The organism is Oricola sp. (assembly GCF_965230365.1).
Taxonomy (GTDB): Bacteria; Pseudomonadota; Alphaproteobacteria; order Rhizobiales; family Rhizobiaceae; genus Oricola.
Map to the genome: position 1 here is coordinate 2233700 of NZ_OZ246003.1, position 17031 is coordinate 2250730.

Consider the following 17031-nt stretch of genomic DNA (forward strand, 5'->3'; position numbering starts at 1 on the left):
GTAGTAATAGACCGATGACCGAGGTGATGCACACCGAAAACGACCTCCAGTCGGCGCGACAGGAACTGGCTGCGCCGAAGGCGCCACAATTGCATGTGCGCCGCGACGATGGGCGGGTTTTCGCGACTCTGATGGGGGTTTGGGCGACGCATACGGTGGCTGTCATTGACAGTTCGGTGCGTGCGCTGGAGGCTGAGTTGTCGTGCGATGCGGCCGAGATCGACATGACCGGCGTAGGTTATCTGGATACGGCGGGTGCGTGGGTCATTCACCGGCTTCTGGAAGCCTTCAGGGCGCGCGGAATTCACGCTTCGCTCGTTGGCGTGCGCGAGTCGCATCAGGTCTTGCTGGATGCCGTGCATACCGCGATGGAGGAGATGGACGAGGCTGCGCCGCCGGTGTCTCGCGACTCGCTTGCGGTACGCGTGCTCGTTGCGATGGGACAAAGCGTCTATCGCTTTCGCGACAATGTGCTGATGGCGCTGCATATTCTGGGCGCGGCCGTGCGCGGTTCGCAAATGAAGCTGGGCCACGGCAGTGGCCTGAGCGTTCCCGCGGTGGTCAGTCAGATCGAGGCAACCGGCGTCCGGGCCATTCCCATCATCGTCTTGATGTCGACGATCATCGGCGCGATCATCGCCCAGCAGGGCGCTTTCCAGTTGCGCTATTTCGGCGCCGAAATTTTTGTCGTCGATCTTGTCGGCATTCTGGTGTTGCGCGAAATCGGGGTGTTGCTGACCGCCATCATGATCGCCGGACGCTCGGGCAGCGCCATTACCGCGGAAATCGGTTCGATGAAGATGCGTGAGGAAATCGACGCATTGACGGTGATCGGGCTCAACCCTATCGGGGTTCTGGTGTTTCCGCGCCTGGTCGCGCTGGTCATCGCGCTGCCGCTGCTGACGTTCATTTCCAATATGGCGGCACTGGGCGGTGCGATGTTCGTGGCGCAGACCTATTCGGGCATATCCCCAGACGCCTTTATTGCCAGGGTGCGCGACGCGATCGACCTGACGACCGTGTTCGCGGGGCTGATCAAGGCACCGTTCATGGCCATTATCATCGGGGTCATTGCGTCGGTAGAGGGCATGAAGGTCGGTGGCAGCGCCGAATCGCTCGGTCACCGGGTGACCGCGTCGGTGGTCAAGTCGATCTTCGTGGTGATCGTGGTCGACGGAGTTTTCGCAATGTTTTTCGCGGCGGTCGATTTTTGATGGACGAGAGGGAAACAGTTCTGAGCGTCAGGGACATCCATGTGCAGTTTGGTGGGCATGTGGTGCTGCACGAGCTCGATCTCGACGTCTATCGCGGCGAGATTCTCGGTTTCGTAGGTGCGTCCGGAACCGGGAAGTCGGTACTGCTGAGGACCATTCTGGGCCTGACGCAGAAACAGAAAGGATGCATCAAGATCTTCGGGCGCGACGTCGAAAAGATCACCGAGGAAGAGCGTATCCAGGTCGACATGCGCATGGGCGTGCTCTTCCAGCATGGGGCGTTGTTTTCCGCGCTCACGGTTCTTGAGAACATCCAGATTCCGATGCGCGAATACCTGTTCCTGCCGAAAGCGCTGATGGACGAACTGGCGATGCTGAAAATCGAGTTGGTCGGCCTGTCACGAAGCGCGGCCGGCAAGTACCCGTCGGAATTGTCCGGCGGCATGATCAAGCGGGCGGCGCTCGCACGAGCGCTGGCACTGGATCCGGACATCGTATTCCTCGATGAACCGACCTCTGGGCTCGACCCGATCGGTGCGGCCGAGTTCGACGATCTGATCGCAAAGCTGCGCGACACGATGGGTCTGACCGTCTATATGGTGACACACGACCTTGACAGCCTGTTTTCGGTTGCCGACCGTATCGCTGTCCTGGGTGGCAGGAAGGTGTGTGTCGCCGGCAGCATAGACGACATGCTGCAAAGCGAGGATGCTTGGGTGAAATCCTATTTTCGGGGAAAACGGGCGCGCAGGATCGATCCGCCAGCGCGCCTTGCGACAGCCGGCGCGGAAGTCTGACACATGGAAACAAAGGCAAACTACGTTACCGTTGGTGCATTCACGCTGCTGATCATTGCGGCGGCCTTTTCGTTTGTCTACTGGGTCGCGCGTGTCGGCACGACCGGGGAAAGCGCCCGCCTGGATGTCGTGATCGAGGGATCGGTCACCGGGCTTGGCGTCGGCAGCTTCGTGAAGTTCAACGGTATCGATGTCGGCAAGGTGACCCGGCTCCGGTTCGATGCCAGCAATCCCAAGGTTGTGATCGCCAAAACGGTGGTCAATCGCAACCTGCCGATCTCTCGATCGACAAAGGCAGTACTGGGCTTTACTGGCCTGACAGGTATCGCTCACATCGAATTCGAAGGCGGGGATATTCAGAGCCCGAACATGTTTGAGGTGGCCGAAGCGAACGGAACGGTCGCTACGATCACCGCCGATCCGTCAGCCGTCAATAATCTGCTCGCAACCGCCCAGGACATCTTCGACCGCACCGACCGGGTACTGAGCGAACTGGAGGGGTTTGCGACCGAGGCACGCGGGCCGCTTAACGAAACCCTGAATAATGCAGCCACTTTCAGCCAAGCGCTCAGCGACAATTCGGACCGGATCGACGAGTTTCTGAAAGGAGTCGGCGATGTTGGCGCGGCGCTTGCCGAAGTGTCGGGCAAACTGGATGGTACGCTGACCGGTATCGAGAACCTGATCGTTGCAGTCGAGCCGGAGAAGGTTGCAACCATCGTCGCCAATGTCGAGTCGTTCTCGACGGACCTTGGCGATGTTTCGGCGCGGTTCAGCAGCATGACGGAAACCGTTGCCTCGGTTGTCGACGACCTCGGCGATGTCGGACAGCGGGTCGACGGTACGTTCGATCGTGTCGATGCCATCCTCGATGCGCTGCCGCCCGAGCAATTAAGTACGACGCTCACGGAAATTGCGGCGGCCAGCGGGACAGCGCGCCAAACACTGGACGAGATCGCTGCGATGACCGAGGGGCTCGGTGGGCGCAATCAGGATATCCAGGCGATCATCGACCGTCTCGAAACAATCTCGACGGATGCGCAAACCTTCATGGCCAATGCGAGCGATGCGTCTGGCGAATTCGGCGCGGTTGCAAGCAACGCATCCAAACTGCTGGCTGACCTCGAGAGTGTGGGTTCACGCGTGGAAGGAAGCTTCGACCGGGTTGACGCGCTGCTGGACGCGGTGCCCGCCGAACAGGTCACAACGGCTTTTCGCGACCTTACGGCGGCAGGCGAATCGGCGCGCAGATCGCTGACCGAAGTGGAGACGCTGACCGCCGGCCTTGGCGAGCGACAGGAAGACATCCAAAGCTTCATTTCCAATGCCGACGAACTGGCGCAACGTTTGAACGCAGCGTCGGTGCGGGTCGATGGCATCCTTCAGAAGGTGGACACGATCCTCGGTTCCGATGAGGGCGAGACCCTGCTTGTCGACGCGCAACAGACCTTGCGGTCATTTCGGGAGGTCGCTGAAAACCTCAACAACAGCATCACCTCGATATCATCCAATCTGGAGCGGTTCTCCGACCAAGGGCTTCGGGATGTTCAGGGGCTGGTCAACGACACTCGCCGGTCGGTGTCTCGGATCGAAACGGCGATCAGCGACCTGGAGCGGAACCCGCAGCGCCTGATCTTTGGTGGACAGGGAGACGTCAAAACGTTCGACGGCCGACAGAGACGTTGACACGCTTTGGCCAACCGATATCACATCGCATCTGGGGCGGGGACGAGCCGGCGTCACGCCCGGCGGGGGCAAGACATCAAGGCGCAATGAGACGGAATCCTATCATCTCGGTCATAGCGACATCGCTTCTGGTTTCCGGCTGCGCCGTTCTCAGCGGTATCCGGCCGAGCGCGGACACCTACGAGGTCTCCATTCCGACGATTTCCAAGACCTCGCCTGTCAGGCGCGGTACGCAAGTGCTCGTTGCCGAACCGTCAGCGCTGAAAGCGCTCGATTCCCAGAACATCGTCGTACGCACGGATTCCCTGACCATCCGGTATCTTGGCCGGGCGCAATGGAGCGATCGGCTGCCGAAACTCGTACAGACGCGGCTTGCGCAGGCGTTGCAAAACTCGCGGCGGTTCAAGGGCGTCGGATTGCCGGGGCAGGGCCTCGCAATCGACTACCAGATCGTCAGCGAGATCCGCGCATTCGGTATCGACGCGGTTTTGGATACGGCGCGCGTCGCGCTCGCCGTCAAGGTGCTCAACGACCGCAACGGAATCGTTGCGAGCGAACGCCTGTTCGAAGCCGAGGTGGTTGCCGCCGGTCAGGACAATGCGGCCTACGTGGCGGCCATCGACGAGGCTTTCGCCGAGGTGGTGCAGGATGTGGCGGCCTGGGTAACGGCCCGTATCTAGATATCATTTCCGGATGAGAGACCAAAACAAAACCGCCGGCGCGAGGCCGGCGGCTGATCGGTGACTCGTAGTTTGCCGTCAGCGCAACTTGCCGGCCGCGTGGGCGAGCATAGTATAGACCTTGCCGGTATCCGACGTGAGGTAGGTCTGCGTCATGATGTTGTCGCGGTCGCTCTTGCTGATGTCGCGCAGAAGTCGCTCGAAGTCGGCGATATAGCGATCGACAGAGGTCCGGAAACCCTCGTCGTTCTCATATTTCCGCTTGATCTCGTCGAAGGTCTGCTGCCCCTTGAGCGTGTACAGCTTGCGGGTGAAGACGTTGCGCTCGCCGCGGCGGTAACGCTCCCACAACTCAATCGATGCTTCATGATCGATCGCGCGGGCGATATCGATCGAGAGCGAGTTGAGAGATTCGACCGCGTGCAGCGGATCGCGCGGTTGCTGGGTGCTGACGCGTTGCTGGGCCCGGGGCGCGGCTTCCTTCTCTTCCGACGAGGCGCGACGCAGAAGATCGCTGACCCATCCGCCGGACGCTGGCGCTTTTTCGGTCGGCTGCTCGGCAGCCGCACTGTCGAGGCCGAGGCCGCCTCGCAGACCATCGTCGCGAGACGGAGCCGGGCCGGCAGCTGCCGGTTCGAGGCGGCGCCGCTCATTACCAGACTTTTTTGCGCTCTGGCCTCCTCCAAGGCCAACATCGAATGCACGACCGGAGTTTTCCACGATCTGCGAAAGGTCCTTCAGTGCGTTGATCTGTTCAGAGACCGCCTGGCGCATGGCGTTGGCCGATTCCCGTGTTTCTTCGGGTAGTTCGAATATGCCGCGCTTCAGGTCCTCACGCGTTTCATTAAGTTCAGTCCGCATATCATTGGCAATACGCCGCATTTCTGCGGTCGCACCTTCGAAGCGCTGCATGGCGTCTTCGATGGCGTCGGTGACGGTCTCGGACACCTGACCAGCTGCGCCGCTGGAGCGGGCAAGCGCTGCCTCAATGGCCTGGTTGAGCTGGTGGGAAACCGCGTCGGCGGACTGGCGTGCCCGGTCTTCGGCTTCCTCACTCGCCTGGCGAACGCTCTGCGTCAGTTCGGCGGCGGTCCGGCGGGCAACGCCTTCGGCCTCAGCGCCGGTCTCACGGACATTCATTGCCAACTCTTCGGCGGCTTTACGTGCGCGCTGTTCCGCGGCTGCAAAGGAATCGCCGACAATGCCCTCGAACGAGCGCATGAGCTCCTGGATCTCCTCGGACTTTCCGACAAGGCCCTTGGAAAGCTCCTCCAGCGCCTCGCGGCGATCATCCAGCGTCGTCGAGAGGCCGGACTGCGCAACGCTCAGAAGGTCGGAGGCCGATGCAAGGACGCGACCATGCTCTTCGAAGCGATTGGCAATTGATGCCACCTCGCCAAGCGTGTGCGAAGAGATCTCGCCGAGCTTCGACATGTTGTTGTCGAGCAGATTGAGCGAGTTGCCGATTGAATCGGCGGCATGATCGGCCTTCTGCGAGAACTCGCTGGCAGTACCAAGCAGGCGACCGTCGAGGCTGGACAGGTTCGTCGTTGCCGATTCGATAAGCTCGCCGAGCGTGCTGTTGGAACTGGACAACCTCTCTATCAGGTCGCCGACGCTGCCCGTCAGGCTGGACTGGGCGTTTTCCATGGCCTCGACCGTATCGGCGGTGCGATTGGCGATCGCCGCGACAAGGGCGGTGTTTTCCGCCTGTAGCCGTTCGGTAGCTGCCGTCGTGGCTTCTTCCAGCTGTCGGGTCAGTTTTTCACCGTCACCGGTCAGACGTTCGACAAGCGGCTTGGTCGAGCCTTCGATGAACTGTTCCATCTCCTCGGTGCGCGACTTGAGGAGTTCGGACAGTTCGGTCGTACGTTCAGCAAAGGCGCGAGCGGCTTCGCCGGTGACCTCGCCGATGCTGCTCGCCGCGTCGGAGCTGCGCTGCTCCAGCGCCTCAAGCATTTCCTGGACCTGACGGCCGAGACCGGTGGCCTGTTCGGACAGCCGTTCTTCGCTGGCCGAAAGTTCTTCGCTGAACCGAGCCCGGTTGGTTTCAAGGTGTTCGGAAATGCGCGCGGCGAAACTCGCTCCCTGATCCTCGAAGGCGTGACCAACCTTGCCTGCCTCATCCTCGAGTTCAACGCGAGCCGCGGCAACGCTGTCGCGAAGCGTGCGTGCGACGATGCCGGCGCTATCCTCCAGCGCCTTACGCACATTGTCGACGCCGATGGTCAGCGCCGTGCGCATAGTGTCGGTGCGTTCGTCGATAACGCCGCGGTTCTGGTCGAACAACGTCTCCAGCACCTCGGTGCTGCGCGACAGAGCGACAATTGCCGAGTTGGTTTTTTCCTCGACGAGGGTGTGCAGGCTGGAACTGCCTTCTGAGAGAAGTACCTCCAGCTGCGCCTTGCTGTCGGCCAGTTTTGTCTCGATCGCGGTGGTCGTACCGGTCAGCGTGTCGGCAAGGGCGCTCGCCCGCTGGCTCAGCGTGGCGCTCAACCGCATGGTCTTTTCGTCCAGCGAGGAGTCGAGGAAGGTCGCCTTCTCGTCCAGTGCTTGCGTCAGCATTGCAGTCTTCTCAGCAAGCGTGTCACGGAATGCCATGGTCTTTTCGTCCAGCGAGGAGTCAAGGAAACTCGTCTTCTCGTCCAGAGCTTCGGTCAGCACCGTGGTCTTTTCAGCGAGCGTGTCGCGCAATGCCAAGGTCCTTTCGCCGATGGCATCGCTCAAGGTGGTCGCGGTGTCGTTCAACGTGACGGTGAGCATGGCGCTGTTGTCGGCGATGGATCGATCGAGATGCGAGGCGCTCTGCTCGAACTCTGCGGCGCGCGCGCTCAGCGTTTCGGAGACCGATGAAACCTTCGTTTCGATGGCCTGAGCAAAGCCCTCGGCATTGGCGCCAAGGAACTGCACCTTCTCGTCAAGTGCTTCCGCCAGTCGCTTGGTCTGGTCGGTGACCTGCTCGATCAGATTGCCGGTTCGCGCGTCGACGGTATCGGAGAAGTTGATCGCGGTGCGCGCAAGCTCCTCGGTCCTGGCATCGATCGCGGAGACCATGCCTTCCGACCGACGCGCCAATTCGCCGGTCAGCGCGCGGGTGCGCATGTCGATGGCTTCGCCGATCTCGGCCGACTTGGCGTCGAGGGCGTCGGTGATCACGTTGGAGTTGGCGTAGATTTGCCCGGTGACCCCGGCGACTTTTTCATCGAGTTTTGCAGCCTGCTCATCAAGTGAGTCCGCGATCCGCTCGGTGGTGTGCGATACGGCGCCGTAGATAGCCGAAGTCTTCTCGTCGAAGCGGCCGAGCAATTCGTTCGTCCGTTCGTCCAAGTTGCCCGAAATCGAGCCGGAAATCTCGTTCAGACGATCGGCGATCGCCGTCGACTTCTGCTCGAGGATAGCCGACAGCGAGCTTTCCATCGCAGATGTCTGGGTGGTGAAGGCTTCGTTCGCCTTGTCGGCGATGGCGCTGGCCTGCGCATTCCCGTGCGCAAAAGTGTCAGCGATCGAGCGCGTGCGGTCGAGCAGTACTTCGTTGATCTGCCGGGCGCGCGCGTCGAGCGCGGCATTGAGCTTCTCGGTGCCCTGGTTGATTGCCTGGACGCGGGTTTCAAAGTCGCCGAGCAGATGCTGGCCGCGATCCGAGAGCGTCTTTTGCATCGACGCCAGGCGCTCGTCGAATTCGTCGGTCAGGTTCGTCGCCGTGCTGCTGAGGACGGTCACAAGGCTCGTCGCGCGCGATTCAAGCGTTTCGGTCAGCAGGCGGCTCGCTTCATCGGTCTGCTGTCCCAGATTGGCGATACGGGTGTCTATAAGGTCCGCAAAAACATCGTTGGAGGCGCGCATCTGACCGGACAGTTCCTCGATGCGCGCGGCAAGTGTCGAATTGATGTTCGTACCGCTTTCGTTCAACTGATTGACAAGCGTCTCGCCGGACGTGTTGACCGACATGGTGAGTTGCATCGAGGCGTTTGTGACGCTTTCGCGGATAAGCTCGGCTGAACCGGTCAGTTCCTCGCGAAGCTGCTCATGGGCACCACTGATCGACGAGCGCAGCCGCTCGGCGTGAGTGACGATGCCCTCCCGCTCATTGGTCAGATCAGTCAGAAGCGAACGGACGCGCACTTCGTTTTCGGTGTAAGCGCGTTCGAGTTCGGATACCTCGGTCTGCATCAGCGCTTCGAGCTCGGTCGCCCGGGCGATCGTGCGCTCGATGCCTTCGCCCATCGCCGCGACCTCGCGGCGGACTGCCTGGCCGACGGTGACGATGCGCTCCTGCGCCAGGTTTTCCGGTTCTGCGAGCCGCAGCGCGATTTCGCTCATCGAGCGCGCGGTCACGTGGATTTCCTGGGACCGGCGCAGCAATGCCGAGATGCCGAAGATCATAACCACGGGCACAACGATGCCGACGATCATTGCGATGACGCCGGGGACATTGCGCAGATCTTGCAGCGAGCGGATTTGCCATATGTCGGGCGCAAACAGGATGTGAGCAAAGAACAGACCAACGACCACCCAAACAGCGCTGATCGCAATGGCGGTGACCGGCCGACCGGCGGCCCCTTTGCTGTTTAACCGCGCGAGCAGCGCCGCATAGTCGCGTTTCGAGTCGTCATCGTTGGCGGCCTTGAAACTGATATCGCGCGGAGCGGCGGGCGTCTGCTCCGGTTCGGGAGCGGTGGCGGGTTTGGTTGCGGGCGCCTGCTTCGGTGCGGCCTTGGCGGCAGGGCGGGCTGGCGCGGCCTTTGCCGGCGCGGCGGCTGGTTTTGCGGCGTTGGGCGCCGGCTTGGCAGCCACTGCAGGCTTGGCGGGTGCCGGTTCTGCGGACTTCGGCTTGGCTGTTTGGGGCGACGTGCTTGCGGGCTTCGCGGCAGCAGGTTTGGGATCCACCGGCTTTGCGGTGGCTTTGCTTGGCGCGGAGGCCTTGCTTTCCTGCGCCAACTCGCTGGCTGCCGCTGCGACCTGGTTCTCGAAGTCGTCGAGCGAAAGCTCGTCGTCCAGATCGATATCCCCGTCCAGGCCGGCCTCAAGGGCTTCTTCCAGCGCTGCTTCCATGTCCACGTCTATGCTAGCAGCGTTTTTTTTCACAGCCATTGCCGCCTCACTCACTGTACCCCAAAACCGATCACGCGATCGGCAATCCCAGACACATCAAAATGTGGGCGCAACTGTGATCGAACTGTGATCTATTGGGAGCCCCACAAGCAATGCGTATCGTAACGGGACAGTTCAGCAATTGGAACTCGCGAACGCGCGCGCATGCCATAAGTTTAAATATAAAGTTAACGCACCCCTCGCGCGCAGTCCCAATCCTGTCGACGATCTGACGAAATCCACAGTGCGGTTAACCCGACGGCCATCTTTGAATGTGACACTTTCAACAAGGGTGACGATTGGGAAAGGGCACACTCATGAACAATCCGGCTTTCGCACCGCCTGACGAAATGTACGCTCCGCGTGGCGAAAAAAGACCTGTGGATTTGGTGTTTCTGGCGCGCCAGACCGGCGGCGACCGGGCGCTTGAGGAAGAAGTCCTAAGTCTGTTCTGCAAGCAGGCCACTACGCTGGGCAATGAGTTGCGGAAACGACGCAGCAAAGAGGCGCGCAAGGAAAACGCGCACACTTTGAAAGGTGCAGCGCGTGCGGTGGGCGCTTTCGGGGTCGCCGAGTGCGCTTCGCGGATCGAGACGGACCCCGCAAACAACGGGTCGGTCATCGATTTGCTCCGTGAAGTGGAAACCGCACGCGACTATATCGCATCTCTTTTGCGGTAACGGGAAAAAAGTCGCACTGGCAGGCTCCGGCTTGACTTTATGCGGGGGCGGGTTAAGTCGCGCGCTGTTGCTCGTAACGATTTTTCCGGAGACTTCGATGCCGAAACTGACCGTTGTTGCTCATGATGGCACGCGATTTGAATTGGATGCCGCCAGCGGATCAACGGTGATGGAAAACGCCGTGAAGAACAGTGTCCCAGGCATTGAGGCCGAATGCGGCGGCGCATGCGCTTGCGCGACCTGCCACGTTTATGTCGACGATGGCTGGACCGAGAAAGTGGGCAAGCCGGAGGTCATGGAAGAGGACATGCTGGATTTCGCGTTCGAGCCGAACTCGACATCGCGGCTGTCCTGCCAGATCAAGATGACAGACGAACTGGACGGCTTGATCGTACGCGTGCCCGAAAGGCAGGCCTAGTTCCAGGGACAGGGAGGCTCGCATAGTGCGCGGCACCCCTCCAACACACGTATTCGAACCACGAAACTGGCGCTTGGCGCATGGCCGATCGCTGGAACTGGGCCCCATCTGCCTTCTGATGGGCATCTTAAACGTCACGCCTGACAGTTTCTCCGACGGTGGCCTGCTGGACCGCGATGGTGCGGTTGTCGATACCGCAAAAAAGATGCGCGCGCAGGGTGCCTCGATCCTGGACTTGGGTGGCGAGAGTTCGCGCCCCGGCAGCGCTACCGTCGATGCATCGACTGAACAGGAGCGCGTGTTACCGGCACTGCGGGCCGTGCGCGAAGCGTGCCCCGAGATCCTTCTGTCCATCGACACCTATCGAGCCAGCACCGCGCGATTGGCGGTGATCCAGGGTGCCCACATCGTCAATGACGTCTGGGGCCTGCAGCGCGAACCCGACATCGCGCATGTTGCCGCCGAGACGGGCGCTGGCCTGTGCATTATGCACACCGGGCGAGAGCGCGAGAAACTGGCCGACGTGATCGAGGATCAAAAATACTTCTTCGCACGGTCCTTCGAAATCGCGTTGAAGGCCGGCGTTTCTGAATCCCAGATCGTCATTGATCCGGGTTTCGGCTTTGCCAAGGATGCGGACGAGAATTTCGAGTTGATGGCCCGGTTCGCCGAACTGCACGAACTGGGATTTCCGATCCTGATCGGGACCAGCAGAAAGCGATTTATCGGCCATGCGACCGGCAGGGATACGGCGGACCGAGATGTTGGCACGGCAGCAACGACCGCGCTGATGCGCGCAGCGGGCGCGGCGGTAATTCGGGTACATGATGTCGCAATCAATCGTGATGCCGTTACCATCACCGATGCTATGGTAGACCGCTTGCTTGCGCATGGGGCGTAGCTAACCGGAAACCAGACAATGTACCAGATCCGTATGATGAACTGCGCGTTCTTCGCGCGCCATGGTGTCTTCGACCAGGAAGAGTTCCTCGGGCAGCGGTTTTATGTCGATGCCGTTTTAACAGTGGATCCCGGTGAGGCGCTGGAGACCGACGAACTCGAGGGCACGGTCGATTACGGTATCGCTTTTCAGGAGATCGAGCGAATCGTGACCGGCGAGCGCCGTTATTTGATCGAAGCCATCGCACTTGAAATCGGCAAGGCGCTTTGCCGGCGGTTCCCGCAAATCGTCTCGGCCGAAATCTCGGTCCGCAAGCCAAACGCCCCGGTTCCGGGCGTGCTCGATTTCGTCGAGGTTCGCGTGGTCCACGACGCGCGGAAAGCCGCCAGTGAGTGAGTGCGTGATCGCCGTCCTCGGTTTGGGCGGCAACGTTGGCGAAGTTCCGGAAACGATGCGCGGCGCGCTGCTTCGCCTCGACGCTCAACCGCAATGTCATGTGATTGGCGCGTCAAGTGTCTATCGGACCCCGCCTTGGGGACCGGTCGAGCAGGATTGGTTCCACAATGCGTGCGCGACGATAAGAACCCGGCTTTCGCCTGAGGCCCTGCTAGCATGCGTTCTGGAAACCGAACGCGCCTTCGGCCGCGTCCGCGACCAGCGCTGGGGGCCGCGTACACTCGACATCGACATCCTGATGTATGGCGACATGGAAGTCTCAAACGACGACCTGACCATCCCGCATCCGCGTATGACAGACCGCGCATTCGTGATGGTGCCGCTGGCCGAAATCGCAGCCGATCTGGAACTGGGCGGCCGGTATGTGCGCGATATCGCAGCCGGGTTTGCAGATGAGCCGTTGGAGCGGACGGATTACCGGATTTGGGGGAAGGGCGCCTGAAGCGCGCTCAACCGGGCAATCAAAAACGCGCCTCGCGAGCTCCGGCAATAGCCCGGTTGCCGGCAATTCTCAATTGCGGGAAAGGTCTTAGCGGACGGAGCCGACCGATACTTTGTCGAGGCGATCGAGTTTCATGCCGATGACCGGCACCAACTGGTCGCCGACGTTGACCGACACCGTGATGTTGAGCTGGTCCTTGGATGCAAGGCGCGCGAGCATCGCGCCGCGCAACTGGTTGCGCTGCAGCGTCAACACGACGCCATTGCGGCTGACATTGCCGGCAACCACATCGAGACCGTCGCCAAGCGCGCCATCCATAAAGGTTCCGGTGTAGGAACGGCCCGAACGAACGACTTCGGCCTTCATCTTTTGGGAGAACAGACCAACCCGGCAGCCGCCGTCGAGTGTCATGCCGAGATTATTGTTCGGAGTCAGTCCGTCGAACACGCAAGTAAACTTTGTACCCTTGTACTTGCCGTTGACGATTTCGCCCGGGCCGCGCCATTTACCTTCGATCTTGCTAAAGAACCTGGCATCCCGGTCACTTGCCGACGCTGGCATTGCGGTCATGCAAGCGAGCGCGAGAGCGGTGATGATGGCTGACGGACGTAGAAACATGTCAGTTGGCTTTCGCGGTTTGGGCTGTCGCCGCATATTTAACGACAATGGTTAACGCTGTCTTTGTGAATCTGGCGTTTCAGAGGTACCGCCGACACACGTTGTGTTACAAGGGGCTGCCTTCAGGTAACCTTAACATCTTCGGCGCTCAAGGTCAGCGTCGTGAGCACAGAAGACAGTTTCGGGCGGTCGACGGCGTGAAACGGAGCCGGACGGCAGACCTCCATCGCCGCGATACCGACGCGGGCCGTCATCAGGCCGTTCAACACACCTTCGCCGAGCCGAGCCGACAAACGTGATGCCATGCCGTGACCGATGACCTGCTGGACCAGGCCATCGCCAAAACTCGCAGCACCAGTGACTGCGAGGTGGCCAAGCACTTTGCGGATGAGGCGCAGATTGCCAAGCGTGCCGGCGCGTCCGCCATAGAGTTCGCTTAGTCTTCGCACCAGCTTGAAATTTTCGAACAGGACATAAGCGATATCGAGAAACGCGCGCGGGCTGACCGCGGTCACAACCGACACCCGCTTGGCCGCGGCCATGACAAGGGCGAATGCCTGCCGGTCCAGCACACGAAACAGTTCAGTCTCGGCCAGGTTATAGCGGTCATCCGCGTCGACGATCTCACCTCTCTGCCGGTCGAGGACTTCGCGACCCGCCGCCGAACGGGGATTGGTCGCCATATGCCGGATCAGCCGCTCGGTCGCCTGCTGCAGCGCCCTGTTGTCTTCACTCGCCAAGGCAGCTTCCAAGTCGTCGCGCAGGTCGTCGATCCGCCTCAGGCGCAGAATCGCTGCGATCTCGCGAAGAACGATTATCAGGACCGCGCCGACCAGCACGCCGGCGAGACCGACAGACGCCCAGCCAAGCCAGAGGTTGCGCTCGAAAAGCGTGCGAACGATTGAGTCGATCCAGAGACCGATAGTGATACTGATAAAGAAGCCAAGCGCTGCCAGCGCAACCGATGCAAAGGGCAGCCGGCGCCGACGATCCAGTGTTTCGGCGACTTTTACCTCACCAATCTCTACGTCGCTTTCAAAATAGTCATCTGCATCGAGCTGCAATGCGGGACCTGGATCGAACGTACGTGGCTTTCTGGGGGCGGCTGTCTTTTCGGGCGAAGGCCTGGGAGCGCCGGCGTCTAAATCAGATGCGATATCGAAGGCGCGAGGCCGTCTCTGTTTTCTTTCCTGGCTCATGTCAGTCGATCTCCGAGCAGGAACTGAAGGGCTTTGTCGAGGCGAATATGCGGCAGAGACAAGGAAGCGGTGCCCGCGGCGCGTTCCAGATCGGGCGGACGGAAGCGCACAAAGCGCGTTGGGGTTGATTGCCGAACCGCTTCGCCGTCAAAAAATTTGTCCAAATCATCAGGCATGTCGCCTGGAAAGACTGCGGTTTCGGCCTCGCCGTCGAACACACGGTCATCGATTTCCTCGCCGGCGAGCGGTGTTCCCATGATTACCGGCAGGCGGTCGCCATTCTCGCGGACCGAACCCTCGCGAGTGGCGCGCACAGCGGCCAATGCCAATGTTTCGACCCTGGCGCCGGCTCCGCCCGCACGCTCGGCGGCGCGCTCGACTAATCTAGCGACAACGGCTTCCATGCGCGCATGATCCTCATGATGCAGATGGTCTGCCTTGGTTGCGGCGATCAACAGCCGATCGATGCGACGCTGCCACAAGCCGGTCAGGAAGCTCGACGCGCCAGGCCGAAAGCACGTCATGATGTCGCCGAGCGCGCGCTCCAAATCGCGAACCGCTTCGGGACCGGTGTTCATGGCGCGCATGGCATCCACCAGCACGATCTGGCGATCCAACCTCGTAATGTGATTGCGAAAAAACGGCTTGACGACCAATGACTTGTAGGACGCGAAACGGCGCTCCATCATGGCTTGCAACGAGCCGGAAACCGCTCGGTTCGAGAGTTTGGGCAGCGGCGAGAACGTCAGCGCGGGCGATCCGTCCATGTCGCCGGGCATCAGGAAGCGGCCCGGCGGCAACGTGGACAGTGACAGTCCGTCATTCCGACATTCGTGCAGATAGGCCTTGTAGGTATCCGACAGGAGTTCGGCGTATTCTTCGTCCAAGGGCGCGTCGGGATCCGCTTTGTCTGCCAGTGCCAAAAACGGCGCGGCAATTGCCGCCCGGCTGCCGTTTCCCGCAAGTTCGAAGGCATCCTGGCTGAATTCAGCATAGGATTTGCCGAGCAGTGGAAGGTCAAGCAGCCATTCGCCGGGATAGTCGACGATATCGACATGCAGGCGTCCACGGGAAAACAAGCGCCCGAGTGTGTTCGCTGATTCATACTCAAGCGTAAGTCGCAACTGCGAAATAGCGCGTGTCGACTCTGGCCACAGCCGCTCCTTCACCAGATCGCGGACATGCTTTTCGTAGGCGAAGCGCGGAACGCCATCATCGGGCTGTGGTTCGAGGGTTGCCGATACGAGTCGGCCTGAATGGGCGACATCGAAAAGCGGCAGGCGACCGCCGTGCAGCAGATTGTGCACCAGTGCCGTGATGAAGACCGTCTTGCCCGCCCGCGACAAGCCTGTGACGCCAAGCCGAATGTTGGGCGCAAACAGCCCGGCGGTCCGGTCGGCGATCGTGTCGACTGCGATAAGCGCCTCGTCGCCGAGCGAAACCAGTCGTGGCAATGGCCTTGTTCTCCCCGCGGATGTTTCGGTGCGGATGATATAGGTATGCGACGCAGCGGTACCAGACCGGCCGTCAAACGCGGCGCGCTATGGCGCATCTTCCGGCGTGAGAAATGCTTCCAGGTGCCCGGTGGCGCTGATAAAGGATGCCGCCGGTCCTTCGAAATCGATCACGGCGAGGCCAGCGGTGCGGAACCCACGATGTAGGGCGTCGATGCTGACATCGTCACCGGATTTCGACAATGCGATCGCCGTGTCTTCCAGCATCGGGTTGTGGCCGACCAGCATGACGTCTTCGGCATCGCCGGCGGCTGCCGCGATTTCGAGATAACCGGGGGCGTCGGTGGCATAAAGGTTCTGGTCGTAGCGGGCGATGTCGTTGAGATGCAGCGCCTCGTTTACCGCGTCGAGCGTTTGGACGGCGCGCGCCGCCGTGGAGCAGAAAATGATATCGGGGACCAGTTTCCGCTTGAGCATCAGCCGGCCCATCGCGATGGCCTCCTCGACGCCCCTCTCGTCGAGTTGCCTGTCGAAATCGCGCATTCCAGGTTCTGCCCAGGCGGCTTTTGCGTGACGAAACAAGAATAGCCGAGCCAAATCACCGCTCCGTTGCCAGTGCCTCTCCTTCGATTAACGCGTCGGCAAGCCAACCGCAATTGCTCCTTTGAGTGGATGGGCCGCCGCGTTGGTTTGTTTGACCAACTGACATGGCTGGACTGACTTATCGAATCGCGCGCGCGGTTGGCGGAAGTGCCATCGGTGGGACGCGCGGTGGATTTCGGATTGCGAAATCGAAGTGCATTTCTGCACAAAATCAAAGGTTTGATCACATCGTCGGGAAATGTAAGATTGGCGCTTGCCGCTGGTCGCGTCGCAGACTATAGAGCGCGCAAAGGGATATTGCTCGGAGTGATTCAGTGTCGAATAGCGAGATTCCTACCAACTATACGCCTGCGGAAGACGAGCCGTTCATGAACGAACGGCAACGTGCTTATTTCCGAAGCAAACTCGTTGCCTGGAAGAACGATATTCTGCGCGAGGCACGCGAAACCCTCGATAACATGCAATCCGACAGCTCCAATCATCCCGATCTTGCGGACCGGGCATCGTCGGAGACAGATCGGGCGATCGAGCTGCGCGCACGGGACCGGCAGCGCAAGTTGATCAACAAGATCGACTTGGCGCTGCAACGGATCGACGAGGGTACCTACGGCTATTGCGAAGAGACCGGCGAACCGATCGGAGTGCGCCGCCTCGACGCGCGTCCCATCGCGACCCTTTCGCTGGAGGCACAGGAGCGTCACGAGCGCCGGGAAAAAGTCTACCGCGATGACTGACCGATATAGTAGTCGCGCATTAGTCCAGCGTTGTCGCTCATAATACGAAAAGAGGCGC

Annotated in this window: 15 protein-coding genes; 10 read left to right on the forward strand and 5 right to left on the reverse strand. The window is 60.7% G+C overall.

What is annotated here, in order from left to right; genetic code table 11:
* Positions 1-14: 14 nt before the first annotated feature.
* The 4 genes from ACO06R_RS10685 to ACO06R_RS10700 all read left to right on the forward strand — a co-directional run bounded on the left by ACO06R_RS10685 (position 15) and on the right by ACO06R_RS10700 (position 4377).
* Positions 15-1214 (forward strand): MlaE family lipid ABC transporter permease subunit, encoded by a 1200-nt coding sequence (locus ACO06R_RS10685; protein WP_421849215.1) that lies wholly within the window; start codon positions 15-17, stop codon positions 1212-1214.
* Positions 1214-2011, forward strand: coding sequence for an ABC transporter ATP-binding protein (locus ACO06R_RS10690; RefSeq protein WP_421849218.1), 798 nt, complete (start codon positions 1214-1216; stop codon positions 2009-2011). The genes ACO06R_RS10685 and ACO06R_RS10690 overlap by 1 nt, the downstream gene beginning before the upstream one ends.
* A 3-nt stretch (positions 2012-2014) precedes the next feature.
* The gene (locus ACO06R_RS10695) at positions 2015-3697 is read left to right on the forward strand and encodes an MlaD family protein (RefSeq protein ID WP_421849221.1); all 1683 of its coding nucleotides are present in this window, start codon (positions 2015-2017) and stop codon (positions 3695-3697) included.
* An 86-nt stretch (positions 3698-3783) separates the two neighbouring features.
* Positions 3784-4377 (forward strand): ABC-type transport auxiliary lipoprotein family protein, encoded by a 594-nt coding sequence (locus tag ACO06R_RS10700; protein WP_421849223.1) that lies wholly within the window; start codon positions 3784-3786, stop codon positions 4375-4377.
* Positions 4378-4455: 78 nt separating this feature from the next.
* Here ACO06R_RS10700 and ACO06R_RS10705 read toward each other — a convergent pair whose 3' ends face one another.
* A complete protein-coding gene (locus ACO06R_RS10705) occupies positions 4456-9468 on the reverse strand; it encodes a hypothetical protein (protein ID WP_421849225.1) in 5013 nt (1670 codons plus the stop codon).
* A gap of 389 nt (positions 9469-9857) precedes the next feature.
* Here ACO06R_RS10705 and ACO06R_RS10710 point away from each other — a divergent pair, with 389 nt between their 5' ends.
* The 5 genes from ACO06R_RS10710 to folK all read left to right on the forward strand — a co-directional run bounded on the left by ACO06R_RS10710 (position 9858) and on the right by folK (position 12365).
* Positions 9858-10148: an Hpt domain-containing protein gene (locus ACO06R_RS10710; protein WP_421849228.1), complete on the forward strand. Its 291-nt coding sequence runs from the start codon at positions 9858-9860 to the stop codon at positions 10146-10148.
* Positions 10149-10245: 97 nt separating this feature from the next.
* Complete coding sequence (locus tag ACO06R_RS10715; RefSeq protein ID WP_421849231.1) at positions 10246-10566, forward strand: 2Fe-2S iron-sulfur cluster-binding protein; 321 nt, start codon at positions 10246-10248, stop codon at positions 10564-10566.
* 73 nt (positions 10567-10639) lie between these two features.
* The gene (folP, locus tag ACO06R_RS10720; protein WP_421849233.1) at positions 10640-11467 is read left to right on the forward strand and encodes a dihydropteroate synthase; all 828 of its coding nucleotides are present in this window, start codon (positions 10640-10642) and stop codon (positions 11465-11467) included.
* A gap of 18 nt (positions 11468-11485) precedes the next feature.
* A complete protein-coding gene (folB, locus tag ACO06R_RS10725) occupies positions 11486-11863 on the forward strand; it encodes a dihydroneopterin aldolase (protein WP_421849236.1) in 378 nt (125 codons plus the stop codon).
* Positions 11856-12365, forward strand: a complete 510-nt coding sequence (gene folK / locus ACO06R_RS10730) for a 2-amino-4-hydroxy-6-hydroxymethyldihydropteridine diphosphokinase (RefSeq protein WP_421849239.1) — start codon at positions 11856-11858, stop codon at positions 12363-12365. The genes folB and folK overlap by 8 nt, the downstream gene beginning before the upstream one ends.
* A gap of 87 nt (positions 12366-12452) precedes the next feature.
* Here folK and ACO06R_RS10735 read toward each other — a convergent pair whose 3' ends face one another.
* The 4 genes from ACO06R_RS10735 to ACO06R_RS10750 form a co-directional block, all read right to left on the reverse strand.
* Positions 12453-12983, reverse strand: coding sequence for a hypothetical protein (locus ACO06R_RS10735; protein ID WP_421849242.1), 531 nt, complete (start codon positions 12981-12983; stop codon positions 12453-12455).
* A 122-nt stretch (positions 12984-13105) separates the two neighbouring features.
* Positions 13106-14182 carry a YcjF family protein gene (locus tag ACO06R_RS10740; protein ID WP_421849245.1) on the reverse strand — a complete coding sequence of 359 codons (1077 nt, stop codon included), beginning with the start codon at positions 14180-14182 and terminating at the stop codon, positions 13106-13108.
* The gene (locus tag ACO06R_RS10745; protein ID WP_421849248.1) at positions 14179-15636 is read right to left on the reverse strand and encodes a YcjX family protein; all 1458 of its coding nucleotides are present in this window, start codon (positions 15634-15636) and stop codon (positions 14179-14181) included. Before ACO06R_RS10745 ends, ACO06R_RS10740 begins: the two co-directional genes overlap by 4 nt.
* A gap of 87 nt (positions 15637-15723) precedes the next feature.
* On the reverse strand, positions 15724-16233 hold the full coding sequence (locus ACO06R_RS10750; RefSeq protein ID WP_421849251.1) for a SixA phosphatase family protein: 510 nt from the start codon (positions 16231-16233) through the stop codon (positions 15724-15726).
* 374 nt (positions 16234-16607) lie between these two features.
* On the opposite strand from ACO06R_RS10750, the gene dksA reads away from it, so the two are divergent.
* Positions 16608-16973, forward strand: coding sequence for an RNA polymerase-binding protein DksA (gene dksA / locus ACO06R_RS10755; protein WP_421859342.1), 366 nt, complete (start codon positions 16608-16610; stop codon positions 16971-16973).
* The last annotated feature ends 58 nt before the right edge of the window (positions 16974-17031 follow it).